The organism is Brevibacterium sp. LAARM3_SD1 (assembly GCF_057364765.1).
In genome coordinates, this window is sequence record NZ_JBNFOL010000044.1 from 1 (window position 1) to 23,644 (window position 23,644).

A 23,644-nucleotide genomic window follows, 5' to 3' on the forward strand; every position below is an offset into this window, starting at 1 on the left:
CGGCCCAGCAACCTCGCGCGAGGTTGCTGGGCCTGCCGTCAGGTAGCAATGGTTAGGCTACGAAGGCTTCGGTGGGCTTGGACACCCGGTCGACCAGGTGGTCGGTGTAGGCCGGCATGGTGAGGAATTCGGCGAACTCCTCGCCCAGTGCCGTCTCGCGGAAGATCTCCACGGCCTCATCGAAGTGATCATCGGCGGTGCGCTGCATCAGAGCCAGCTCCTCGCCGAGGTAGCGCTCCACCAGACGCGAGGTCAGCTGCTGACCGTTGTCCAGGGTCACCTCGTGGCGGATCCACTGCCAGATCTGCGAGCGGCAGATCTCGGCCGTCGACACGTCTTCGAGCTGGTTCTCCAGAGCCACGTGCCCGTTTCCGCCGAGCCACTCGTTCATGTACCCGATGGCCACGCGGATGTTCACCCGCACACCCTCTTCGGTCACGACCGGTTCGAGGCCGGTGATGTCGAGGATGTTCTCGCTGGTCACCTGCACATCGGGGCGCTTGTTCTCCAGCTGGTGCGGCTGCGAACCCAGGGCGGCGTCGAACACGGCCAGAGCCGCCGGAACCAGTGCCGGGTCGGCCACCCAGGTGCCGTCGAAGCCCTGCCAGGCCTCGCGGGCCTTGTCCTCTCGCATGCGCTCGAACTCGGCGGCCACGAACTCCTGGTCCGGGTGATCGGCCATGAGGTTGGACATCGTGCCGATCGCGTGTGCTCCGCGACGGTGGCAGGTGGCCACGAGCCGGTCGGTGAAGGCCTTCATCAGCGGCAGGTCCATCGTCAGACGTTCGCGGTCGGGCAGAACGTAGTCGGTGGTGTTGCGCAGGTTCTTCACCACGGAGAACAGGTAGTCCCAACCGGCAGCCTCGAGACCTGCACAGTGCTCGCGCAGCTCGAAGAGGATCTCTTCCATCTGGAACACCGCAGTGATCGTCTCGATGTGCGCGGTGGCCCGGATGGTGCCGTGCGGGATGCTCAGCATGTTCTGCGCCAGGACGAACACCTTGTTCCACAGGCGTGCTTCTTGCGAGGACTCGAGCTTCGGCAGGTAGAAGTACGGGCCGGAGCCGTTGTCGATGAGGTAGCGGGCGTTGTGGAAGAAGTACAGACCGAAGTCGACCAGCGCTGCGGAGGTCGAGAATTCCTGGCCGTTGTCATCGACGTAGATCAGGTGCTTCTCGGGCAGGTGCCATCCGCGGGGGCGCAGTCCGATGGTCGGCTGGTTGTCATTGTTGACGCCGGGCAGTTGTCCGCGGATGGCGCGGAAGAGGTTGACCTGTCCGCCGATGACATTGGCCCAGGTGGGGCTCGTAGCGTCTTCGAGATCGGCCAGCCACACCTTCGCCTGCGAGTTCAGCGCCGCCAGGACCTCGTCCTCGGTGACCGGGCCGGTGAGCTCCACGCGGCGGTCTTCGAGGCCGGGGCCCCGGCGGATCCGGCGACCGACCAGGAACGGTCGGCGCGGATGCGTGCGGTCTCGGGCTTGAAACGGGGGAGGGTTCCGCCGTTCATCTCGGCCGCGCGGGCCCGGCGCGTGCGCAGCACGTCGCAGATGGTGCCGGCGAACTCGTCGTGCAGCTTGGCGATGAACGTCAGAGCAGGCTCCGAAAGGACGGTGCCGAAGCCGGTTTCGAGCGGCGCGTTGATCTTGATGTAAGACATGGGCTTCTCCTCACCCGTCGTAGTGTGCCTGGAATGTGTGGCTGGTTCTGTGGATGGTCCTCGCCGAGGCGGCTCTACATTGATCATGAGCGTTCCCGTGGGACCGTGGCGGGGTTTCGATGCGTCTGTGGTGTGACGGAGCGGATCGACAATGTAAACCCCGTGAAAACACTGCCGATCCGCCCCGGGCTCTGAGTGGGTTCATCCCCGCTGGTCAGCGAGGTATGAACCCCGTGCGGCTCAGTGGAACTGAGCGGTTTCGGTGGAGCCGGCCAGCGCGGTGGTCGACGACTCGGGGTTGAGTGCAGTCGACACCAGATCGAAGTAGCCGGTGCCCACCTCACGCTGGTGGCGGGTCGCGGTGTATCCGCGCTCCTCGGCAGCGAACTCGCGCTCCTGCAGGTCGACGTATGCCTTCATCTGCTCGCGGGCGTAGCCGTGGGCCAGATCGAACATCGAGTAGTTCAGAGCGTGGAAGCCGGCCAGGGTGATGAACTGGAACTTGTAGCCCATGGCTCCGAGCTCGCGCTGGAACTTCGCGATGGTGGCATCGTCGAGGTGCTTGCGCCAGTTGAACGACGGCGAGCAGTTGTAGGACAGCATCTGGTCCGGGTACTCGGCGTGGATCGCCTCGGCGAACTGCTTGGCTGCTTCGAGGTCAGGTGTGGAGGTCTCCATCCACAGCATGTCCGCGTAGGGAGCGAACGACAGTCCGCGTGCGATGCCTGCTTCGATGCCGTTGTGAACCTTGTAGAAGCCTTCGGCGGTGCGCTCACCGGTGACGAACTGCTGGTCGCGCTCGTCGATGTCCGAGGTCATCAGCGTGGCTGCCTCGGCGTCGGTACGGGCGATGACGAGGCTGGGCACGTTCTCGACGTCGGCCGCGAGACGGGCGGCGTTGAGCGTGCGGATGTGCTGCGAGGTCGGGACGAGGACCTTGCCGCCGAGGTGGCCGCACTTCTTCTCGGAACCGAGCTGATCCTCGAAGTGCACACCGGCAGCGCCGGCTGCGATCATCGACCGCATGAGTTCGTAGACGTTGATCGAGCCGCCGAAGCCCGCTTCCGCGTCGGCGACGATCGGAGCGAACCAGTCGTCGACCTGCTTGTTGCCTTCCGAGGTCTCGATCTGGTCGGCGCGCATCAGAGCGTTGTTGATGCGGCGGACGACCTGCGGCACCGAGTTGGCCGGGTAGATCGACTGGTCGGGGTAGGTCTGACCGGCGGCGTTCGCGTCGGCGGCGACCTGCCAGCCGGAGAGGTAGATGGCGTTGAGGCCGGCCTTGACCTGCTCGACTGCCTGGTTGCCGGTCAGTGCACCGAGTGCGTTGACGTAGTCACCGGAGTGGATGTCGCCGGCGGTGATCTGGTTCCAGAGGCGCTCGGCTCCGTGACGGGCCAGCGTGTGCTCCTCGATCAGCGAACCGCGCAGTTTGACGACATCCTCGGGCTCGTAGTCACGAGCGACTCCCGACCAGCGGGCGTTGGTGGCCCAGTCGCGGCGAATGGCTTCAGCATCGTGCAAGCTGTTCTGCGTGGTGTTCTCAGTCATTGTCCTTCTCTTTCTCGATCTCTCGGGGTTGTTGATGTATCCAGTCTGCGGGGGCCGCAAGGGCTCTCGCATTGTTTTTTTCGGATGAATAATCTCGATATTTCCGGTTTCAGAAATTTCGCGGATCTGTCATACTGTTTTTCAATCGTGTGAACCAGCCCACAGAAACCGAGGGAGGCACTTTGAACAGCGTTGGCGCGGAAGTTGAGAGCGAAGAGCAGCAGACCGACCCGCTCAGCATCGGCAGAAGAATCCGATTTTTTCGCAAGAAGCGCGGTTTGACCCTCAACGAGCTGGGGCACGAAGTGGGGCGTGCGGCGTCCCAGATCTCGACGATCGAGAACGGCAAGCGAGAAACTTCTGTCACGCTCCTGGCCGCGATTGCGAAGGCGCTGAAGACGGATGTCTCCGAGCTCATCGACCCCGCTCCGATCGACGAGCGCCAGGCGCTCGAGCTCGAAGCCGAACGCAATCAGGCCTCCCCTATGTACTCCTCCCTCGGCCTTCCGCAGGTGCGGATCAAGTCGCTGCCGGCCGATGCCCTCGAGGCGATCGTGGGTCTTCAGCGGCAGCTCGGCGAGGCTCTGGAGCGACGGGCCGCTACCCCGGAGGAGGCACGGCGGGCCAACCGGGAGCTGCGGGATCGGATGAGGGAGAAGAACAACTACTTCGCCGACCTCGAGGCCACCGCCGCGGAACTGCTCGACCTCGTCGGCTACGAATCCGGAACGGTGTCACAGCGGCAGACAGCACTCATCGCCGAGAAGCTCGGCTTCAGCCTCCACTACGTCTCCGACCTGCCAGAATCGACTCGGTCGATCTCGGACACCGCGAACAAGCGCCTGTATCTGCCCAATGCCGACGCCGCTTTCGATCCGCGGTCGCACCTGCTCATGAGCCTGGCTCCGCATGTCCTCGGCTATGACTCCCCGAAGGACTTCCACGAGTTCCTCCAGCAGCGCGTCGAGGCCAACTATCTGGCTGCCGCCATCCTGCTGCCCGAGTCCTCAGCCGTGCCGATGCTCGAAGAGGAGAAGAAGAAGCGGGTGCTCTCCGTCGAGCATCTGCGCGATATGTTCGGCGTCGGCTACGAGATGGCCGCCCACCGGTTCACGAACCTCGCCACCGAGCACCTTGGCCTGCCCGTGCACTTCATGAAGGTCCACAACTCCGGCACGATCCACAAGGCGTACTCGAACGACGGCCTGCCGTTCCCTACCGATCCGCTCGGAGCGATCGAGGGCCAGTTCGCGTGCAAGCGCTTCACCTCGCGCACCGTCTTCCGCGTCGCGGACCGCTTCAGCCCGTACTACCAGTACACCGACACCCCGCACGGCTCGTTCTGGTGCACCGCCCGTGTGCTGCCCGGCGGCGACTTCGCCATCAGCGTCGGCGTCCCGTTCTCCCATGTCCGCTGGTTCGAGGGTCGGGAATCACCGATCCGATCGCAGTCAGGATGCCCGGATCCGTCCTGCTGCCGGCAGGCCCCGAACGATCTGGCCGAGAAGTGGGAGGACCAGGCGCTGCCGTCGGCCCGCATGCACGCCTCGCTGCTGGCCGCGGTTCCGCCCGGTGCCGTGCCCGGCGTCGACGACACCGAGGTCTACGAGTTCCTCGAGCGCCATTCCGGCTGATCGTCGACAGAGATCGACGGCACAGGAATCCCACGCCGAGGCGGCTCCCCCACTCCGGGCGTCCCGTGACCGAGGCTGGTGAGCGTTCGGATCATTCCGCCAGGGCTTCGGCCAGGCGGACGAGCATGAGTTCGCGCCACCACAGGTATTCGTGCCCGCCCACGAACGGTCGAGACACGATATCGATGCCGCGAGCGGCGAACTCCCGGGTGGCCTCGGCGACCGAGTCTGCAATGACCGTCTCCAGGGTCCCGTGGTCGACACAGAACGTCGGATGCGCGACGGCCTCGAGGGGCTCCGACTCGTGGGACTCCGACTCCCCGTCGGTGCCGTCAGATCTGTCGTCGGATCGGCTCGGCGCGAGGTCCCAGATCCTGCGCCCCTGGTCATCGGATTCCCAGAACGACGGTGAGAGGCAGATCCCGCGGAATGCTTCCGGGTGCCGCAGGGAGAAGAAGGCTGCGGCCAGTCCGCCATATGAGGCACCCGCGACGATCGTCCGCGCTTTGACGTCCGGCGCGGTCCGACGGACGAGCGCGAGGACATCGTCGCAGAACCTCGGATTCATCACGAGGTCGTCGGCGCGCTGACCGATGGCCGCGTCCTCGTCAGGGCCGCCCTCCCCGACGGGAGCGTGGTCGACGGCGATGACCACGGACGGCGGGGACACCAGCTCGTCGATCCCCGTGAGCAATCCCCCGCGAATGAACCGCTCCCCGTCGAAGACGATGAGGACCGGCGCCGAGGCGGGACCTCGCTGCGGTCGGTGGATCCAGATCCGCCTCGGTGAGGTACCGAGGGTGATGACCTGTTCGTCGACGTCGGTCCGACCTTCGCCTGCCCCGCTGCGGGAGTCGGTCGCTGGCCGGCCCCCACCGGTCCAGATCAAGGGCCGGGCATCGGGTGCGGCGAGCTCGAGGACCTGTTTCCTGCGCATGTCCGTGACCGTGAGCAGATCATGGTCACCGGCGGGGACGAACCCCCGTTCGAGGACATCGAGCCAGGTCGGACGGTCGGCAACCTTGAGTCCTCGTGGCACGGGCAGGAAGCGAAGCGCCCCGCGATACCCTCGCGGAACCGGCAGCTCGATCGAATACCTCGTCGCGCCGGCAGCGTCGGCACGGTCGTCGTCCCCGCCCCGGGCAGGGCGCCGGGTCATGATCCCGCCAAACACATTCCGCCGGTCGGTGACGCCGTTGAGGTCGACGAAGATCTCCTGTTCGTCTCCGGGGACCGCCTCGGCGGGTATGAATGCGGTCGGAAGTTCTACCTGCAGCAACCAGGTACCGTCAGGGCCGCCTTCAGCCCATGTGCACAGCGCGGGGAACAGACGTGTTGTGCTCATGGACATCATCACCCTCGGGGTCAGTTTGGATAGCCTCAGTCAAGCTGCCACAGTCACAGTCTGCGGATCGCCGAGGATCTCGGCGCTCGACAAGGGTGCCACGCGTCTATCGAGGCGCTCAGCGGGCCGCGTTCTCGAAGGCCACATCGACGATCGTTTCGGCAATCGCCAGCGCCGAGGTGGCCGCCCACTTCGGCACGGACCTGACCACGGTCAGCCTGCCGCGCCTGGTCGTGGTGAGTTCGTCGATGAGTTCGCCGTCGGCGGTCATCGCCTGAGCCCGGACTCCGCGGGTCCCGGGCGCCACGTCGTTCTGGTCGAGCTCGGGAACGAAGCGGCGGATTCCGTCGACGAAAGCGGTCTTGCTCACCATGGGCTTCACTCCGCGGGCCGCTGGCTTCGCTGTCTGTGCGGCGAACTTCCAGAACCCCTTGGACCGGGCGGTCGATGTGATGTCGGCGAGGTCGAATCCGTGCCGATCATAGGATTCGCGACCGAGGGCGACGAAGGTGTTCGGTCCGAGGATGAGTCCGTCGTCGAGCCCGCGGACGATCGAGGTTTCGGTGAAGGGAGCCTGCGGGTCGGGAACGGACCCGATGATGCCGCGGACCACCTCGGTGTCGGTGGCCGGGCTTCGGTAGAAGTCGCTGGTGAAGGGTACGATCCTCGGTTCGGCATCCAGTCCGGCGGCGGTCGCGAGGCGATCGGCCTGGAGACCGGCGCAGACGATGACGATGTCGAAGGTGCCGAGCACTTCCTCGGCTGGCGCTTCGCTGCGCAACCTGCCGCCGGGAGCGTCACCGGTGCGTGAGCCGGAGTCGCCGAGGCGTGAGCCGTCGCGGTTCGCCCACGCGTCAGAGACCTTCTGCGTCCACTCGCCGAGCGTCGACTCGGCCTGTTTGAACCAGTCCTGCTGTCCGAAGCGATCGCGCAGCTCATCTGCAATGCCGATGACGGGTTCGCGGCCCTCTTCTCCGCGATAGGTGCGCGGCCGGTCGCGGACCTGCTCGTCGCGGTCGTCAGAACTGGCCGTGGCGTCGTCTGCCGGAACCGGGCGTCCGCGCAGTCGGACTTCGTTGCTCATGGTGTCGAAGCCGGTGACCTCGGCGCCGAAGCGAAATGTCCCTCCGGCGGCACGCACATCGGAGGCGAGCGCGGCGGTGAGCGCCGCGAAGTCCGCGATGGCCGCATGGGGTGAGAAGAGGCCGAGGACTCCTCTCACGGCCGGTTCGACGGCTCCGATCTCGTGGCGTTCGAGCAGCCGCGCGCCGGGGACCTCATTGTCCTTGGCGCGGGCGAAGATCTCTTCGAGGCGTTCGGCTTCGTCGGTGTTCTGCGCGATGAGCAGTTGAGCGCATTCCCGGTAGGGCACGCCGCCTCGGCCATATAGGGGATGAGCAGCTGGAGGCCGCGCTTGGTGAGTTTCGCTTCGGCCGAACCGGGCTTCTGATCGAGTCCGGAGTCGACGATTCCGGAGGTGTGCCCGCTTTGATGTGCGGCGACGGTATCGGCCTTGTCGAAGACGGTGACCTCAGCGTCGGGGAACCTCATGGTGACTTCGCGGGCGGCGGCGACACCGAGGATACCGGCACCGACCACGGCCACTCGTGAAATACTCATACAGCAATCTTGGCACCGTTCGGGATGAAGGAGAAGGATGACGACCGTCTTGGAGTGGACCGGCAAGGCCGCCGCCTTCGCGCTCGGTCGTCGCCTCGTGAACGGTGCCGAAACCGAGCCCCGCCGCGGCGGGGCCGAACGGGAGCCCGACCCTCGCCTCGGCGATGGTGCCCCCGAACGGGACGGTCGCCTCGGTGATGGTCGTCCGCACCTGCGGGACGTCGACGGTACCGCTCACGTTCCCGATCCACACGAGAATCTGCTCGTCGTCGGGGACAATCTGCCCGCGCTGACCGCCCTGCTGGCCACGCACCGCCGGCAGGTCAAGGTCGTCTATATCGATCCCCCGTACAACACGGGCAACGCGCACACCTACAAAGATCACGGGCACGATCACGCCAGTTGGCTGTCATTCATGACTCCGCGACTGCTGCTCGCACGTGAGCTCATGCGTGAGGACGGGGTCCTGTTCCTCCACCTCGACGACAAGGAGAGCGCGTGGGCTCAGCTGCTCGGGCACGAGATCTTCGGTGAGGACAATTCGCTGGGCACGCTCATCCATCAGCGCGCGAAAGGCGGGGGCAATGCCCGGTCGTTCGTGCGCGGGCACGACTATGTGCACGTGTGGGCCCGCGATGCGAGCCGGGTGGGGCCGTTCCTCACGGAGAAGAAGTCGCCGGCGAAGCTTGAGGTCATCGACGGCAGGCGGATGCTCGTGGAGACCGATGTGCTGCGCGCCGGCTTCGGCCGATATGCGCGCGGCTCCGAGCGGCGGCTGATGTACGAGGACATCGTCGCCGTCAAGGGTGAGGGGAAACTCGCCGAGGTGGATGCGAAGCTGGCATCGGGCGAGTACATCCTGCGACCCTGGGGCACAGAGGGCAAGCATGCGGTGGTGCGGGTGACCCCGGCGGAGAAGGCGAGTTCGAAGCTGTACTCGATCATCAAGGCGCTCGGTGGGCAGAACGATCTGGAGCCGCTGGGCCTGGCGGGTGTGTTCAGCTATCCGAAGCCGGTCGACCTGGTCAAGGCGCTGGTGGCCTCGCAGACGTTCTTCGACTCCGATGCCATCGTCCTCGACTTCTTCGCCGGATCCGGGACCACGGCACAGGCCGTGATGGCCGCGAACGAACGGGATCAGGGGTCGCGATCATTCGTGCTGGTGCAGACCCCGGAGCCGCTGCGGTCGAAGACGGCCCGGGCGTGGTGGCCGGTGACATCGCTGGTGAGGGTGGGGCCGACGCAGACACCGACGGGCCGGCAGCGGCAAGCGCGGCTGGTCCGGCTATGACCGGTGGCGACGCTGAATTCCCGACGATCAGTGAGCTCACCGCCGAGCGCATCCGCCGTGCTGCCGACATCCACTCCCCCGGCCTGGCATTCACCCAGCTCGAGGTCGTCGAGGCCACTGGGACCGTCAGGGGCGCCCAAAACCTTCCCGTCGCACCTTCCGACTGATTTGTTGGGTCGATCCACGGTGTTTTCGACGTCCAGAACACCGTGGATCGACCCAACAATTGCCTCCGTGCCCCTGCACTTCTGCACCCGTCGCACGACACCGGTTCTGAGACTCTGCGGGCGAACAATCGGACTCTTCAGACAGCGCTCGGGTCAACGACGTAGGGTCGAGGTGACTCCGCTGCCAACCCGAAAAGGAGCAATCATGTCAGTCGTCGCCATCAACGCACTCACCGTCCCCGAACCCGCCCGCGCCGAACTCGAGAAGCGCTTCGCTGAGCGCAAGCATTCGGTCGACGGAGCTCCCGGTTTCGAAGGCTTCCAGCTGCTGCGCCCGGTGGCCGGCGGCGACCAGTACTTCGTCTACACCCAGTGGGCGACGAAGGCGGACTTCGAGAACTGGAAGGCCAACCGGACGTCCTCCCACGAATCGACCGGCAAGGCTCCGGTCTCCGAGCAGGCGAACCTCCTCGAGTTCGAGGTCGTCGACCTCGGCGACTGACCCTCGCCGCTTCCCGCGGATCCGGCACGCACCACCGCAGCGCCGCCTCGGCGAATGACCACCCCTGCACCACAATGGACCCAAGGGCGTTGACCTATGCGTCGGCGTCCTTGTCCAATTCACTGAACGCTTCGACCTTCTTCGGACTGCCGGCCACGAGGATCTCATCGTCGGCGTAGAGGGTGACATCCCGATCGGCGATGTCCCAGTGGCTGCCACCGCGGCGTTTGAACGCGACGATCGTGACGTCGTACTTCGTGCGAAGCCCCAGCGAGGCCAAAGGCACATCGGTCGTGCGCACCGGCGGAGTGGTGCGCGCGAGGACGAAATCCTCGTCGATAGGCAGGAAGTCCGCGATATGTCCCCTGATCAGGTGGGCCAGACGCCTGCCCATATCGTTCTCCGGGCTGATGACGTTGTCGATGCCCAACTGATGGAGGATCTCGGCGTGGGTCTCACTGATCGCCTTCGCCCAGATGTGCCGATTGCCGAGCTTGAGGATCCGCGAGGCCACGAGGATGCTCGCCTCGAGGTCGCTGCCGATGGCGATGACGACGCGGGAGACCTCGTCGATGCCCAGCTGTCGCAGCACCACCTCGTCGGTGGCATCGGCGCGGGAGGCATGGGCGAGGACATCGGCGAACTCTGCCACGACCGAGTCGTCGCGGTCGACGCCGATGACCTCGACCCCGTGCTCAGCGAGCTCGAGCGCCAGGGATCCGCCGAATCGGCCGAGCCCGATCACGGCCACCGCACCGTCCCTCGCCAGCGGCGAGGGGTCGCCGGTGAAGAACGACGCTGACCGCGCCATCCAGTTCTTCTTCTCGTTCATGGTCTTTCCCTTTCTGTGCCTTCCCCTCACTCCGCGCCCCGATGTGAAATCGGGGCCGCCTCGGCGAGGGTGTCAGCGGTCGATGATTCGGCGATCAGCCGATCAGCGGACGTTCCTTCGGCAGTTCGTAGCGGATGGGGCGTTCGCGCAGGGCGAGCCCGGACGCCACGGTCACTGGTCCGAGCCTGCCGAGGGCCATGGTCAGGATGAGGACGATCTGGCTGGGGCCGGACAGGTCCGCGGTGATTCCGGTCGACAGGCCGACCGTGCCGAATCCGGAGATGACTTCGAAGAGGACCCGGCTGAGGCCGAATCGCGGATCGAAGAGCAGGATGACCATCGTCGCCAGCAGCACCCAGCCGAGCGCGAGGACGATGACCGTCGTGGCCTGTCGGTGCACGTCACGGGAGATGCGGCGACCGAACAGGGTGACGGATCGTCCGCCGCTGATCTCCGTCCACGTCGTCGCCGCGAGCACGGCCATCGTCGTGATCTTCACGCCGCCCGCGGTGCCGGCCGGACCGCCGCCGATGAACATGAGGATGTCCATCCCGAACCACGACACCGTGTGCATCTGGCTGATGTCGATCGAATTGAACCCGGCCGTGCGTGTGATCGTCGATTGGAACGTCGCCGCCTGGATCTTCCCCCACGCGTCGAGGTGGCCCATGGTCGCTGTGTTGTTCCACTCGATCACGGCGATGAAGATGGTGCCGCCGATGAGCAGAATCGGGGTGATGACGACCATGATCCGCGTGGTCAGACCCCATTTCAGCGGCGTTCGGTACCGCCGGACGAGTTCGATGAGGACGGGATAACCGAGCCCGCCGAGGATGACCGCCAGTCCGATCGGACCGCAGATGAAGGGGTCGGCCACATAGTCGACGAGGTTGTCCTGGCGGAGCCCGAATCCGGCGTTGTTGAAGGCGGAGATCGCGTGGAAGATCGCGTCCCAGATCGCGGCCGTGACCGGTTCGTCGTAGTGGAGGAAGAACCGGAGGAACAGCGCCGAGGCGACCACGAGCTCCGTACCGAAGGTCAGTGCCGTGATGCGCAGAACGAGTGCCTTGACGCCGCCGATCGCGTCGCTCTTCGTCTCCGAGGCCACGGATTGGCGGAGCCGGAGTCCGGCTTTTCCGGCCAGCAGCACGGCGAGCAGGGCGGTGAGCAGGAGCACGCCGAGACCGCCGGCCTGGATGAGGCAGATGATGACGATCTGGCCGAAGAGCGTGAAGTCCTGACCGGTGTCGAGGACGACGAGCCCGGTCACACTGAGCGCCGAAGTGGCTGTGAAGAGGGCTTTGAGCAATGAGATACCGCCATCGGCGACGGTGGCCGCCGGGGGTCATGAGCAGAGTGGTTCCGGTGACCAGTGCTGCCGTGTAGCCCGCGATGACGCGGACGATCGCTGCGCGATGTGAGCTGTGCACCTGACGGAATGTAGCACCATTGCAACGGTTCGGGATCCCGTGCAGACAACTCCCCAGTAATGGTCAGAATCCTGCTACTCTGCCTTATCGGAACTGCCGCGATTCGGCTCATGCCCGCGGCACGGCCCAGCATCTGTTCGTCCATCCACAGAGAAGTGTCGAGGTAATCATGAGTCAACCGCAGGCAACAACAACAGATCGAGACCACGGCTTCGTCAAAGCCCTCGGTTCGATCGATGCGCTCTTCATCGGCTTCGGTGCCATGATCGGCTTCGGCTGGGTCGTCCTCACCGGTGAATGGCTGTCCGGCGCCGGCACCATGGGCGCCATCCTCGCCTTCGTCGTCGGCGGCATCATCATGTGCTTCGTCGGCACCGTGTACTCCGAGCTCGTGGCCGCCATGCCGCATGCCGGAGGTGAGCACAACTACCTCATCCGGGCGATGGGACCCCAAGTCTCCCTCTTCGGATCGTGGGCGATCACCGGCGGCTACATCAGCGTCGTCATGTTCGAGGCGGTGGCGGTGCCGAAGACGGCGCTCTACCTGTTCCCGGATCTGGAGTTCGTCAAACTCTGGACGATCGCGGACTTCGACGTCTACCTCACCTGGGCTCTTGTCGGCACGGTCACCGCGATCATCATCTCCTGGATCAACATCCGCGGTGTGAAGGTCGCCTCACTCGTGCAGACCTTCGTCGTCTCCTTCCTCATCATCGTCGCCCTCATGCTCTTGGCTGGCGGTCTCACCGGCGGCGAGGCGGCCAATGCCGAGCCGCTGTTCACCGGGGGCGGGTCCGGCTTCATCGCCGTCGTCGCGGTGGTCCCGTTCCTCTTCGTCGGCTTCGACGTCATCCCGCAGTCAGCGGAGGAGATCAACCTGCCTCCGGCGAAGATCGGCAAGCTCGTCGTCGCCTCGGTGCTCATGGCGATCACCTTCTACGTCATCATCATCTGGATGACGTCCCTGGCTATGCCCGCCTCGGAACTGGCCACGCACGACCTCGTCACCGCTGATGCCCTCGCGGTCATGTTCAACTCGGCGATCTGGGGCAAGCTCGTCATCGCCGGCGGCCTGGCCGGCATCATCACCTCGTGGAACGCCTTCCTCATGGGCTCGTCGCGCCTCATGTGGGCGATGGCCGTGGCCGGAATGATCCCGGCCTGGTTCGGCAAGCTGCACCCGCGCTACCGCACCCCGGTCAACTCGATCCTCTTCATCGGAGCGCTTTCGGCGCTGGCACCGTTCCTGGGTTCGGCGGCCCTGGGGTGGATCGTCGACGCGGGTTCGCCCGCGATCGTCATCGCCTACTTCCTCGTCAGCGTCGCGTTCCTCGTCCTCCGCAAGCGGGAACCTGCGATGGACCGCCCGCTGCGCATCGGCGGCAAGGGCAACTCCGGCTTCGCCATCGGCGTCATCTCGGCCGTGCTCACGCTCATCCTCTTCGTCCTCTACCTGCCGATCACCCCGATCTCCGCACAGCTGGCGTGGCAGTCGTGGGCGATGTTCGGCCTGTGGCTGATCATCGGCGTCGTGTTCATGTTCCGTCTGCCGCGCGGCGTCAAGCCCGGCCCGAACGCCGAGAACGAACTCCTCGCAAAGGTCAAGGCCCTCCGCGGCAAGTGATCGCGGGGGCTGCCGGGTCGTGGGACGTGCGGCCGGACAGCCGGTTCACCGAGGCGGGGCACCCTCACTTCCTCGCCGCCTGGGCGCACGCACGCGCATCCCTCACCGTTAGTCGCACTTCGCACCGGCGCCAGCGCCCCTCACTCTCGGCGCCTCATCACCCCTTTGCAACGGGGTGATGAGCCACTGCGGGTGAGGGGTGCTCTGCTATGTGTTAGGAGAAGCCACTGCGGGTGAGGGATGCTTCCAATCTCAACGGGATGTTTAGACACTGCCGGTGCGTGATGCCAATGCCTCCGGGCATGCGAACGCGGTCGCCGGCTTTGCGCAACGGCGACCGCGCTCGGTCCTGAGGCAGCGGGAGACGCCTCAGACAGCGGCGTCGAGGCCTTGCATCTTCAGACGCTCACGCTGGTTGGGGTTCACGCTCGGGCGGAACGGCATCTCGACCACCTCGGCGCGAACCGGGACTCCGGGAGTATCTGCGAACGGCTCCGGCAGATGCACCCAGTATTCGGTGCCGAGCTCGGTTGCCGACACCGGCACATGGGCCATCGCGATATTCGCTTCGAGTTCCGGCGAATACCACGGCGACGTCACGTACCCAACCGCCTCACCATCGGCCGTGGCGGAGACGAGCCAGAAGTCCGGGGCATAGTCCGTGATCGGCTTGCCACCGACCAACAGGCCGACCAGCTGCGTGCGATACGGCGGAGTGCCGGCCTCGATCAGCCCACGCACCTCCTCGAGCCTGGCCTTGCCGATATAGTCGGCTTCCTTCTTACGCGGCACCTGGTAGGACAGGTTGACCTGGAACGGAAGTGTCTCGAAGTCCATGTCCTGGCCCCAGGAGAGGATGCCGGCGGCGATCCTACGGTGATGGCTGGGAGCGACGACCTTGAGGTTGTACGGCGCACCGGCTTCCAGCACGGCGTTCCACATATCCTCGGCGTACTTCGTCGCATCCCTGAGGTAGATCTCGTAGCCCTTCTCACCGGTGAATCCGGTCTGGGAGATGATGACGTCGCGGCCGCCGACCTGGGCTTCCATGAGTCCGTAGCTCGGCAGTGTGCGCCCCTCCTCTCCGACGAGATCGGCGATGACGTCGACGGACTTCGGGCCCTGTACCTGCACTGGCGCGACATCGATCTCGCCGATCGTGACGTCGAACCGCCCGCCGACGTTGACCCCCTGCAGCCAGAGCATGAGGTCGGTGTCGGAGAGGCTGAACCAGAATTCGTCGATGCCGACCCGCAGGAGGATCGGATCGTTGAGGATGCCTCCGGCTTCGTTGCACAGGATGACGTAGCGGGCACGCATCACCGGGATCTTCGTTGCGTCACGGGTGATGACGAAGTTGACGAACGCTTCGGCGTCGGGACCCTTGACCTGGATCTGCCGTTCGACGGCGACGTTCCACAGGGTCACATCGTTGACGAGGGACTGGTACTCGGCCATCATCCCGCCCTCGTCGCGGGGGATGTAGCCGCGCGGGTGGTACATCCGGTTGTAGATCGAGGCCCGCCAGCAGCCCTGTTGCATTGACAGCTCCCAATAAGGGGACTTGCGGACACGGGTGTCGATGAGCATTTCGACCGGGGTCGGGCCGGACTGACGTAGGTTGATCGGGACTTGTCTGTCACTTTGGTCCACTGTGGGGACGTTCTTGTCCATGATGTTCCCCCTGCTCGCACAGTTTTATATTATGGAACTCAATTCCCATATCATGGGTACAATGAGTGTAGGATCGAAGACACCGGGACACAAGGGACTTGCGGGTGCGAGTTTCATGAATCGACCTCCGAGAAGGAGACGAGGATGTCACAGTCAACGCTGCGCAGGCTGCTGAGCACCGCCCGCTACGAGGTACTGCCCACGGCCGGAATCGTCGAACGCATCGAGGAGTACGTGGCTCCTGGCCGCGAGATCACGGTGACCGCGTCGACGGGACTGACGCTTGAGGCGACGCTGTCCACGGCCGAGCAGCTCCAGGCCCTTGGCTTCCGCGCCGTGCCCCACCTGGCCGCACGGATGATCCACGGCAGACCCGAGCTCACGGAGATCGTCGATCGCCTCGCCGAGGCGGCTGTGGACCGGATCTTCGTCCCCGCGGGGGACGCCACTCCCCCGGCCGCGGGTACGTCGGTGCGCACGACCTCCTCGTCGATCTCTCTTCCATGGCCGCACCGTTCCGCCATATCGGGGTCAGCGCCTATCCGGAATCGCACCCGATCATCCCCGATGATGTGACCGTCCAGTCGATGTGGGACAAACGCGATTACGCCACGCACCTGGTCTCGAACCTGTGTTTCGATCCGGCCGTCATCGCTTCGTGGGTGCCCAGGGTGCGATCTCGCGGTATCGAACTGCCGTTGGTCCTCGGCATCGCGGGGAAGGTGGAGTTGGCGAAGCTTGCCCGAGTCGCCACGAAGATCGGGGTGGGCGAGTCCACGCGGTTCCTGCGCAAGAACACGACGACGTTCACGCGGATGGCCAAGCCCGGCGGGTACAACCCGCGGAAGTTCCTCGACAAGATCGGTCCGGTTCTCGACGACCCGGGCATGGGCGTCGCCGGCCTGCACATCTATACGTTCAATCAGATCAAGGACACCGAGGTCTGGCGCCGCAAGCAACTCGCGGCGCTCGGCGGTGCCGAAGAGGTCTCGACTGCGTGGTGAGACTTCTTCCTCTGTCGGCAGATGCCCTCCCTACCGGTGGGTGACCTTGCGCTTCAGCGTCCGCGAGAGCAGGCCGGCTTCGTCGACGAGCAGCTCGCCGAGGCGGTCATGGTGTGCGGCGATGCGCATCGTCGGCCCGGAGATGCCCACGGCGGCCACGACGTCTCCCTCGATGCCGAACACCGGTGCCGCCAAAGCGTCGAGGCCGATCTCGAACTCTTCGTGGACGATCGCGAATCCGCGCTCGCGCACCGCTTCGAGGTCGTCGGTGAGTTCCTTGCGTGAGCCCAGGGTCTTCTCGGTGCGGCGCTCGAGTCGACCCGTCGGCAACGGGATCACGTCGTAGGCGAACATGACCTTGCCCAGGGCCGAGCAGTGCGGAGGCACCTCGACATCGGCCCAGCTCGTGGCGCCGAGGACGAAGGTCGAATCGACCTGAGCGACCTGGGCGACGCCCTTGGGTCCCGGCACGGCGAGGTTGACGGTCTCACCGGTCTCCTCGCTGAGGCGCTGCAGGGTCGGATCAGCTGCGGATACGAGATTCTCCACCCGGTCGAAGCGGGAGGCATAGGTCGCGAACAGCGAGCCGCCGCGGTAGAGGCCCTCACCGTCGCGTTCGACCAGGCCGTTGCGCTCGAGCGCGGAGAGCAGACGTGAGACCGTCGACCGAGCCAATGCGGTTTCTTCGACCACCTCGGTGTAGGAGATCGGTTCGTTGGACCTCACGACCAACGACAGGATCTCTGCCGCCCGGTCGATCGACTGGGTCCCATTGCTCATCGTGCTCAGCTCCGTCGGGGAAAGGGGGTCGGCGGATTCGAGGCCCTCCGACCGCACTCACCCTACCCCACGCCCTCAGACTCTGGCCGGGTTGCGCGTCGTGAGTTACAGTTTCGAAATGAGCAACAGCGAAGTGGGCTCGGGCGGCGTCCAATCGGTAGATCGGGCCGTGACTATCCTCGAGATCATCGCCCGCACCGGGCTCGCCGGGATCACCGAGATCGCCGGTGAGCTCGGGGTGCACAAGTCGACGGCTTCGCGCATCGTCTCCACCCTCGAGGCCCGTGGACTCGTCGAACAGGACCACCACCGCGGCAGATACCGGTTGGGCCTGTCCATCCTCCGCCTCGCTGGAGCGACGACGGCACGTCTCGACATCGTCCAGGAGGCCCGCCCGATCACCAAGATGCTCGCAGAGGCGACCGGTGAGACGATCAACGTCGCCGTCCTCTCCGACGGCGCCGCCCTCTACCTCGATCAGGCGTCGTCGACATCCTCGGTGCAGAGCCACAACTGGGTCGGCCAGCGCATTCCGCTGCACGCGACCTCCAACGGCAAAGTCCTGCTCTCCGGGCTGAGCGAGTCAGGCATCCGCGAGACTCTGGGCGCGAAGCTGACCCGCTACACCCCGCACACGGTGACCTCGGTCCCGCAGCTGCTCACCCAGGTCGCCGAGGTGGCCGCCACCGGATTCTCGCTCGTCATCGATGAGCTCGAAGTCGGGCTGACCGCCGTGTCCGCTCCCGTGCGCAATGCCCACGGGGACGTCATCGCCTCGATCTCGGCTTCGGGCCCGAGCTTCCGGTTCACCACCGACAAGGTCACGTCTGCCAGAGACCTGCTCACTCAGGCTGCGGCCGACATCTCCGCGCGCCTCGGTTGGCGCGAACACTGATTCACAACGCTGAACCACGCGAGCTCGGCACGGACGCGCTGACGGCAGCCTCGCCGGTCACCCCTGAAGCCGCGCTCATCGCGGTCACTCAACCCGACGAAGACGGCGCAGACAACCTCTTGACACACCCGCCTCGGCGGAGGACGATCATCGTACGCAGTTCCACATAGCGCGCACCGTTGCATAGTTCGCAACAATGCCGGTGAAGGTGAAGATGCCTTCAGAGAGGAGCCTGCTCATGGCTTCCGTCCCCGCCCAGGCCAGCGTCGTCGTTGTCGGAGCCGGCATCGTCGGCAACAGTCTGGTCCATCATCTTGCCGAGCTCGCTGGACCGATATCGTTCAGGTCGACAAAGGCCCGCTGCCGAACCCGGGCGGTTCGACCGGGCACGCCTCGAACTTCATCTTCCCCGTCGATCACTCGCGTGAGATCACCGACCTCACCCTCGACAGCATGCGCCAGTACAAAGAACTCGGCGTCTTCACCGAATCCGGTGGCTTCGAGGTCACCCGCACCGAAGAGCGCATGGAGGAGCTGCGGCGCCGCATGGCTTCGGCCCGCGCGTGGGGCATCGAATCCTCCCTCGTCACCCCCGCCGAGGTGGTCGAGAAGGTGCCGTTCCTCGATCCCGAGGTCATCCTCGGCGCGTTCTGGACACCGACCGTCGGAGTCGTCGACTCCGTGCGGGCGGGCACGATGATGCGCGAATCCGCCGAAGCCAAGGGAGCGCTCACGGTCTCGCCGAACACCGAGGTGACCGGCATCGATGTCGACGTCGGGCAGATCGTGGCCGTGCACACGACGAAGGGTGAGATCGCGACGAACCGCGTCCTCATCGCCTGCGGCGTGTGGTCCCCGCGGATTGCTGCCATGGCCGGTGCCGCGATTCCGCTGACTCCGGCGGTCCACCAGATGATCAGCGTCGGGCCCGTCCCGCAGCTGACCGAACGTCCCGGTGAGATCTCGTTTCCGATCGTGCGGGACATGGACACCTTCTGCTACGAACGTCAGCACGGATCCGATATGGAGATCGGCTCCTATGCCCACCGGCCGATCCTCCACGACCCCGATGAGATCCCCTCGATCGAGGCGGCGAAGCTCTCGCCCACGGAGATGCCGTTCACGGACGAGGACTTCGATCCGCAGCTCGAACAGGCCGTCGAACTCATGCCCGAAGTGCTGTCGGACCCGGACGTCGAGATCCGCTACGCCATCAACGGTCTGCTCTCGCTGACCCCGGACGGGGCGCCCATCCTCGGTGAATCGCCCCAGGTCAAGGGCCTGTGGTCGGCAGCGGCCGTGTGGGTGAAGGAAGGGCCGGGAGTCGGTCGGGCGGTGGCCGAGTGGATGACGAACGGACTGCCGGAGATCGATATCCAAGGCGCCGACATCGCTCGCTTCCACTCCCACCAGCGCACCCGCGCCCATGTGAAGGCGCGCACCTCCGAAGCCTTCAACAAGACCTATGGGATCGTCCATCCCGGCGAGCAGTGGAGCAGCGATCGCGACGTCCGCCGGTCGCCGATGTGGCAGCGTGAGGCCGATCTCGGAGCCGTGTTCTTCGAAGCCGGCGGGTGGGAGCGGCCGCAGTGGTTCGAGTCGAATGCCGGTCTGCTCGAGGAGTTCGGCGACGCGGTGATGGACCGCAGTGCCGAATGGGATTCCCGCTGGTGGTCCCCGATCATCAACGCCGAACACCTGGCGATGCGGCACCGTGCCGGACTCGTCGATCTCTCCAGCTTCGTCATCTTCGACGTGTTCGGCCCCGCCGCCCTCGACGCGGTCCAGACCATCGCCTTGGCGCAGATGGATGTCGCCGTCGGTCGGGTCGTCTACACCCCGATCCTCGATGAGAACGGCGGGTTCCGTTCGGATCTGACGATCATGCGGCTGGCACATGACCGGTTCCGCGTCGTCACGGGCGCCGCCCACGGGATGGTCGATCTGAAATGGTTCGCCGACCGACTGCCCGATACGGGCGCGCAGATCGCCGATCTCACGAGTTCGTGGACGACGATCGGGTTGTGGGGACCGCGAGCCCGCGACATCCTCGGCGAGCTCACCAGCGCCGATGTCTCTCACGAGGGGTTCAGATTCGGGACGGCGCGGAGGATCGAAATCGGTTCGCTCGAAGTGCTCGCCTCCCGCATTTCCTACGTCGGCGACCTCGGTTGGGAGCTCTATGTGCCGATGGAGTCGGGGCTGAAGCTCTGGGACATGCTCATGGAAGCCGGCCACGAGCATGGGCTGATCCCCGTCGGTCTCGGCGTCTACGGCACCACCGGTCGGATCGAGAAGGGCTACCGCGCGTTCGGGGCCGAGCTCGATTCCGAACGCAGCGTCGTCGAGGTCGGGATGAGCCGGCCGAAGGTGAAGTCCCAGGACTTCATCGGCAGGGCCGCGCACCTGCGTCACCGTGAGGAGGAGCCGAAGACGGTGCTGTGCTCGCTCATCGTCGATGACCACACGAGTGCGAGTGGGGAGAAGCGGTACATGCTCGGCGGGGAACCCATCGTCTCTGCCGAGGATCAACCGCTGGTCGACGGGCACGGTCGCCCCGCCTATGTCACCTCGGCGGGGTCGGCTCCGAGCCTGGGCAAGCATGTGCTCATGGCGTACCTCCCACCCGCCGAGGCGGTGCTGGGCAACCAACTGCAGGTCGTCTACATGGAGGAGTTCTATCCCGTCACGGTCGCGTCGGTCGATTCGACACCGCTGTTCGACCCCGACAACAAGTGCATCAGGAGATGAGATGAACATCCTCGTCTGCATCAAGCGCGTCCCCGATATCGCGGGCTCCGTCACCCTTGACGACACCGGTACCGAGATCGACGAATCCGGGCTCGGCCACACCATGTCCTCGCATGAGGAGTGCGCTGTCGAGCTCGCGATCCAGACCGCGGCCGCGACCGGCGGAACGGTCACGGTGCTCACACTCGGCCCCGCCGAGGCGGTCGAGCAGCTGAGAGCGGCAGTGGCTGTGGGTGCGAACGACGGCATCCTCGTCGAGACGGCCGGCCCGTCCGTGTTCGCACCCGAGGACATTGCGCAGGTCATCGGCGATGTCATCCGTGATCGCGCCGAGGCGGGGCAGACCTTCGACCTCGTCCTCACCGGTGACGATGCCGCCGACACCGGCGATTTCCAGGTCGGGATCCGCCTGGCCTATGACCTCGAGTACCCAGTGCTCACGAATATCCAGACGATCAGTGTCGGCGGGGCGGATAGGATCGGCGAGCCCGGCGGCGAGCGCGGCTCCGGGCGGGTCGAGGCGCGCGGGATCGGACCGGCGGGAACGGAGATCTTCTCCCTCCAGCTGCCCGCGGTCGTGGCCGTCCATGAGGGCGGGGTCGATCCGCGCTATCCCTCGATCACCGGGCGGATGAAGGCGAAGAAGGCGCAGGTCGCCGAATACGACGCACCCGTTCCGGGGATGGGCAGCCCCCGGATCCGGCTCGAACTGCCCGAAGTGAAGGCGAGTTCGGTGACCATCCTCGGCGAGGGCCCCGAAGCGGCTCCCGCCCTGGTCGATGTGCTCGAGGAGATCGGAGTGATCCGGCCATGACCATGGTTTTCGTCGAAACGGACCCGGCAGGCGAGGTCACACTCACCTCCGCCGAAGCCCTCACCTTCGCCCGCAAAACCTTCGCCCGCAAAAACCCCCAATTGCTACCTGACGGGGGCGCAGCAACCTGGCGCCAGGTATCTGGGCCGCCGTCAGGTAGTCCTGAGGGGGCGGTGATCGGCCCGCTCAGTGATGCCGCCGTCGAAGCGCTGGGGCAGCTCGGGGTCGGTGTCATCCATCATCTCGAGCATCCGGATCTTGGGGAGTATTCGGCGGCGGCATGGGCGCAGGCGATCGTCGACGTCACTCCGGAGTCCGGAACGCTGCTCGCATCGGGCACCCCGCGTGGCATGGAGCTCATGGCCCACGCCGCTGTCCGCACCGGCGCCCGCATGGCTGCCAATGTCATCGCCGCCGACGAGGATGGTCTGCTGCGTCAGGTCCACGGCGGCACCGCCTTCGAACGCCTCCGCCTCGACGGGGATCTGCAGGTGCTCACGATCGCCGGCCACGCCTGCACTCCCGAAGAGACGACCCCGATCACCCCGGAGATCATCGCCTACGACCTCACCGTCGCCGAGGCGGACCTGGCCACCCGTGTCCAGAGCACCGAGGTCGAGGCCGCCGATGATGCGGCCGGACTGACCTCGGCCAAGGCCGTGGTCGGGGCCGGTCGCGGAGTCGGTTCGGAGAACGGATTCGCCGAAGTCCTCGAACTCGTCGACCACCTCGGCGGGGCCCTGGGCGTCTCCCGCGTGGTCACGGGCCTCGGCTGGCGCCCGCACGCCGAACAGGTCGGCCAGACCGGCAGCCGCATCTCCCCTGACGTCTACATCGCCTGCGGGATCTCCGGAGCGATCCAGCACATGGCCGGAATCGAAGGCGCGAAGACACTCGTGGCCATCAACACCGATGAGGAAGCGACGATGGTCCAGCGGGCCGACTACGCGATCATCGGCGACCTCCACGAGGTGGTCGGAGCCGTCAACGAGGAGATCGTCCGCCGTCGCGGCTGAGCGCAGTTGGGCCCGGGCTCCGCCAAGGCCACTTCGGAGAGTAACAAAGCACTGAGAATTTCCGTTGGCGCCGGCCACCTGATTAACTATGGAACGATCGTTCAGACCTCGTTCCCAATCAGCTCCCGGAGGCAGTCATGGCCACTTTCGAACTCTCACCCGAAGTGCGCTGGTCGGATCAGGACCTGCTCGGCCACGTCAACAACGCACGGATGATCACCCTCATCGAGGAATGCCGCGTGCGCTGGATGCACGAGATCCGGGCCGGACACATCACCGGAGGCGGACTGCTCGTGGCCCGCCAGACCATCGACTACCTCGTGCCCGTCATGTACGGCCCCGAACTGAAGATGACCGTGACGGTGAAGAAGCTCGGCAACTCCTCGTTCACCATCAACACCCGAGGTGACCAGGACGGACAGCAGGTCTTCGACCACGACTGCGTGCTCGTCCACATCGATCGGGACTCGCAGAAGCCCACCCCGCTGACGCCCGAGCTGCGCGCAGTCTTCGAACCCTACCTGCAGGACTGAGGCGCGAGCTGCGATCATGGCCGATTCGTTCAAGCCGTCACCGCACCCATCCGCATAGTCTGAAGTCATGAAACTCGACGCGATCTCGATCATCACCGCAGACATGCCCGCCGCCATCACCTTCTACTCCGCTCTCGGTCTCGAACTCGCCGACGGCGGCCCGGACGCCCCACACACCGAGTTCTCCTCCGGTTCCCTGCGGATCCTCCTCGACACCGAGGCGGTAGTCCTCGGCATCGATCCCGCATGGACCCGCCCGACCGGCGGAAACAAGATGTCCTTGGCCTTCGACTGCTCCACCGCCGAGGCGGTCGATGCAACATTCGCCAAGCTCACCGGGCGCGGCGACGGGGGAAGCGATCCCGTGGCCGGAGTCGTCCACGAACCCTGGGACGCGTTCTGGGGACAGCGCTACGCTGTGGTCTCCGACCCCGACGGCAACACGGTCGACCTCTTCGCCGCCCTCAACTCCTAATTGCTACCCGACGGCGGCTCAGCAACCTGGCGCGAGGTTGCTGAGCC

22 protein-coding genes and 1 pseudogene are annotated in these 23,644 nt (G+C 65.6%); 13 read left to right on the plus strand and 10 right to left on the minus strand.

What is annotated here, in order from left to right:
* Nucleotides 1–52: 52 nt before the first annotated feature.
* The 3 genes from AC2W7L_RS17135 to aceA all read right to left on the minus strand — a co-directional run bounded on the left by AC2W7L_RS17135 (nucleotide 53) and on the right by aceA (nucleotide 3,210).
* The gene (locus AC2W7L_RS17135; RefSeq protein WP_486005410.1) at nucleotides 53–1,399 is read right to left on the minus strand and encodes a malate synthase; all 1,347 of its coding nucleotides are present in this window, start codon (nucleotides 1,397–1,399) and stop codon (nucleotides 53–55) included.
* Entirely contained in the window at nucleotides 1,351–1,659 is a 309-nt protein-coding gene (locus AC2W7L_RS17140; RefSeq protein ID WP_486005411.1) for a hypothetical protein, read from the minus strand. The genes AC2W7L_RS17135 and AC2W7L_RS17140 overlap by 49 nt, the downstream gene beginning before the upstream one ends.
* A 240-nt stretch (nucleotides 1,660–1,899) precedes the next feature.
* Complete coding sequence (gene aceA / locus AC2W7L_RS17145) at nucleotides 1,900–3,210, minus strand: isocitrate lyase (protein ID WP_486005412.1); 1,311 nt, start codon at nucleotides 3,208–3,210, stop codon at nucleotides 1,900–1,902.
* A gap of 239 nt (nucleotides 3,211–3,449) precedes the next feature.
* Between aceA and AC2W7L_RS17150 the strand changes: the two genes are divergently transcribed.
* Complete coding sequence (locus AC2W7L_RS17150) at nucleotides 3,450–4,844, plus strand: helix-turn-helix domain-containing protein (RefSeq protein WP_486005429.1); 1,395 nt, start codon at nucleotides 3,450–3,452, stop codon at nucleotides 4,842–4,844.
* 91 nt (nucleotides 4,845–4,935) lie between these two features.
* Here AC2W7L_RS17150 and AC2W7L_RS17155 read toward each other — a convergent pair whose 3' ends face one another.
* From AC2W7L_RS17155 to AC2W7L_RS17165, 3 genes and pseudogenes are all read right to left on the minus strand, one after another.
* A complete protein-coding gene (locus AC2W7L_RS17155) occupies nucleotides 4,936–6,189 on the minus strand; it encodes an alpha/beta hydrolase (RefSeq protein WP_486005413.1) in 1,254 nt (417 codons plus the stop codon).
* Between the two features lie 118 nt (nucleotides 6,190–6,307).
* A complete protein-coding gene (locus AC2W7L_RS17160) occupies nucleotides 6,308–7,561 on the minus strand; it encodes an FAD-dependent oxidoreductase (protein WP_486005414.1) in 1,254 nt (417 codons plus the stop codon).
* A 65-nt stretch (nucleotides 7,562–7,626) separates the two neighbouring features.
* Nucleotides 7,627–7,809 (minus strand): annotated as a pseudogene (locus tag AC2W7L_RS17165) (FAD-dependent oxidoreductase); the annotation flags it as partial.
* Nucleotides 7,810–7,846: 37 nt separating this feature from the next.
* On the opposite strand from AC2W7L_RS17165, the gene AC2W7L_RS17170 reads away from it, so the two are divergent.
* The 3 genes from AC2W7L_RS17170 (at nucleotide 7,847) to AC2W7L_RS17180 (ending at nucleotide 9,769) form a co-directional block, all read left to right on the plus strand.
* Nucleotides 7,847–9,100: a site-specific DNA-methyltransferase gene (locus AC2W7L_RS17170; protein ID WP_486005415.1), complete on the plus strand. Its 1,254-nt coding sequence runs from the start codon at nucleotides 7,847–7,849 to the stop codon at nucleotides 9,098–9,100.
* A complete protein-coding gene (locus tag AC2W7L_RS17175; protein ID WP_486005416.1) occupies nucleotides 9,097–9,267 on the plus strand; it encodes a hypothetical protein in 171 nt (56 codons plus the stop codon). Before AC2W7L_RS17170 ends, AC2W7L_RS17175 begins: the two co-directional genes overlap by 4 nt.
* Nucleotides 9,268–9,472: 205 nt before the next feature.
* Nucleotides 9,473–9,769, plus strand: a complete 297-nt coding sequence (locus AC2W7L_RS17180) for an antibiotic biosynthesis monooxygenase family protein (RefSeq protein ID WP_486005417.1) — start codon at nucleotides 9,473–9,475, stop codon at nucleotides 9,767–9,769.
* Nucleotides 9,770–9,863: 94 nt separating this feature from the next.
* Here the strand turns inward: AC2W7L_RS17180 and AC2W7L_RS17185 are convergent, their stop codons facing one another.
* Nucleotides 9,864–10,601: a potassium channel family protein gene (locus AC2W7L_RS17185; RefSeq protein ID WP_486005418.1), complete on the minus strand. Its 738-nt coding sequence runs from the start codon at nucleotides 10,599–10,601 to the stop codon at nucleotides 9,864–9,866.
* A gap of 94 nt (nucleotides 10,602–10,695) precedes the next feature.
* On the minus strand, nucleotides 10,696–11,910 hold the full coding sequence (locus AC2W7L_RS17190; protein ID WP_486005419.1) for a TrkH family potassium uptake protein: 1,215 nt from the start codon (nucleotides 11,908–11,910) through the stop codon (nucleotides 10,696–10,698).
* A 290-nt stretch (nucleotides 11,911–12,200) separates the two neighbouring features.
* Between AC2W7L_RS17190 and AC2W7L_RS17195 the strand changes: the two genes are divergently transcribed.
* Nucleotides 12,201–13,655: an APC family permease gene (locus AC2W7L_RS17195; RefSeq protein ID WP_486005420.1), complete on the plus strand. Its 1,455-nt coding sequence runs from the start codon at nucleotides 12,201–12,203 to the stop codon at nucleotides 13,653–13,655.
* A 369-nt stretch (nucleotides 13,656–14,024) separates the two neighbouring features.
* Here the strand turns inward: AC2W7L_RS17195 and AC2W7L_RS17200 are convergent, their stop codons facing one another.
* Nucleotides 14,025–15,329, minus strand: coding sequence for a glycine cleavage T C-terminal barrel domain-containing protein (locus tag AC2W7L_RS17200; protein ID WP_486005421.1), 1,305 nt, complete (start codon nucleotides 15,327–15,329; stop codon nucleotides 14,025–14,027).
* Between the two features lie 144 nt (nucleotides 15,330–15,473).
* Here AC2W7L_RS17200 and AC2W7L_RS17205 point away from each other — a divergent pair, with 144 nt between their 5' ends.
* Together AC2W7L_RS17205 and AC2W7L_RS17210 are read left to right on the plus strand one after the other, a co-directional pair.
* On the plus strand, nucleotides 15,474–15,905 hold the full coding sequence (locus AC2W7L_RS17205; RefSeq protein WP_486005422.1) for a hypothetical protein: 432 nt from the start codon (nucleotides 15,474–15,476) through the stop codon (nucleotides 15,903–15,905).
* Nucleotides 15,833–16,333 carry a methylenetetrahydrofolate reductase gene (locus tag AC2W7L_RS17210; protein ID WP_486005423.1) on the plus strand — a complete coding sequence of 167 codons (501 nt, stop codon included), beginning with the start codon at nucleotides 15,833–15,835 and terminating at the stop codon, nucleotides 16,331–16,333. Before AC2W7L_RS17205 ends, AC2W7L_RS17210 begins: the two co-directional genes overlap by 73 nt.
* A gap of 30 nt (nucleotides 16,334–16,363) precedes the next feature.
* Here AC2W7L_RS17210 and AC2W7L_RS17215 read toward each other — a convergent pair whose 3' ends face one another.
* Complete coding sequence (locus AC2W7L_RS17215; protein WP_486005424.1) at nucleotides 16,364–17,113, minus strand: IclR family transcriptional regulator; 750 nt, start codon at nucleotides 17,111–17,113, stop codon at nucleotides 16,364–16,366.
* A gap of 118 nt (nucleotides 17,114–17,231) precedes the next feature.
* On the opposite strand from AC2W7L_RS17215, the gene AC2W7L_RS17220 reads away from it, so the two are divergent.
* The 6 genes from AC2W7L_RS17220 to AC2W7L_RS17245 all read left to right on the plus strand — a co-directional run bounded on the left by AC2W7L_RS17220 (nucleotide 17,232) and on the right by AC2W7L_RS17245 (nucleotide 23,597).
* Nucleotides 17,232–18,008 carry an IclR family transcriptional regulator gene (locus AC2W7L_RS17220; protein ID WP_486005425.1) on the plus strand — a complete coding sequence of 259 codons (777 nt, stop codon included), beginning with the start codon at nucleotides 17,232–17,234 and terminating at the stop codon, nucleotides 18,006–18,008.
* A gap of 360 nt (nucleotides 18,009–18,368) precedes the next feature.
* Nucleotides 18,369–20,759 (plus strand): GcvT family protein, encoded by a 2,391-nt coding sequence (locus tag AC2W7L_RS17225; RefSeq protein ID WP_486005430.1) that lies wholly within the window; start codon nucleotides 18,369–18,371, stop codon nucleotides 20,757–20,759.
* 1 nt (nucleotide 20,760) lies between these two features.
* Entirely contained in the window at nucleotides 20,761–21,573 is an 813-nt protein-coding gene (locus tag AC2W7L_RS17230) for an electron transfer flavoprotein subunit beta/FixA family protein (protein WP_486005426.1), read from the plus strand.
* Nucleotides 21,570–22,589 carry an electron transfer flavoprotein subunit alpha/FixB family protein gene (locus tag AC2W7L_RS17235; protein ID WP_486005427.1) on the plus strand — a complete coding sequence of 340 codons (1,020 nt, stop codon included), beginning with the start codon at nucleotides 21,570–21,572 and terminating at the stop codon, nucleotides 22,587–22,589. The genes AC2W7L_RS17230 and AC2W7L_RS17235 overlap by 4 nt, the downstream gene beginning before the upstream one ends.
* A gap of 137 nt (nucleotides 22,590–22,726) precedes the next feature.
* Nucleotides 22,727–23,122 carry an acyl-CoA thioesterase gene (locus AC2W7L_RS17240; RefSeq protein WP_127363684.1) on the plus strand — a complete coding sequence of 132 codons (396 nt, stop codon included), beginning with the start codon at nucleotides 22,727–22,729 and terminating at the stop codon, nucleotides 23,120–23,122.
* A gap of 67 nt (nucleotides 23,123–23,189) precedes the next feature.
* On the plus strand, nucleotides 23,190–23,597 hold the full coding sequence (locus AC2W7L_RS17245; RefSeq protein WP_486005428.1) for a VOC family protein: 408 nt from the start codon (nucleotides 23,190–23,192) through the stop codon (nucleotides 23,595–23,597).
* The last annotated feature ends 47 nt before the right edge of the window (nucleotides 23,598–23,644 follow it).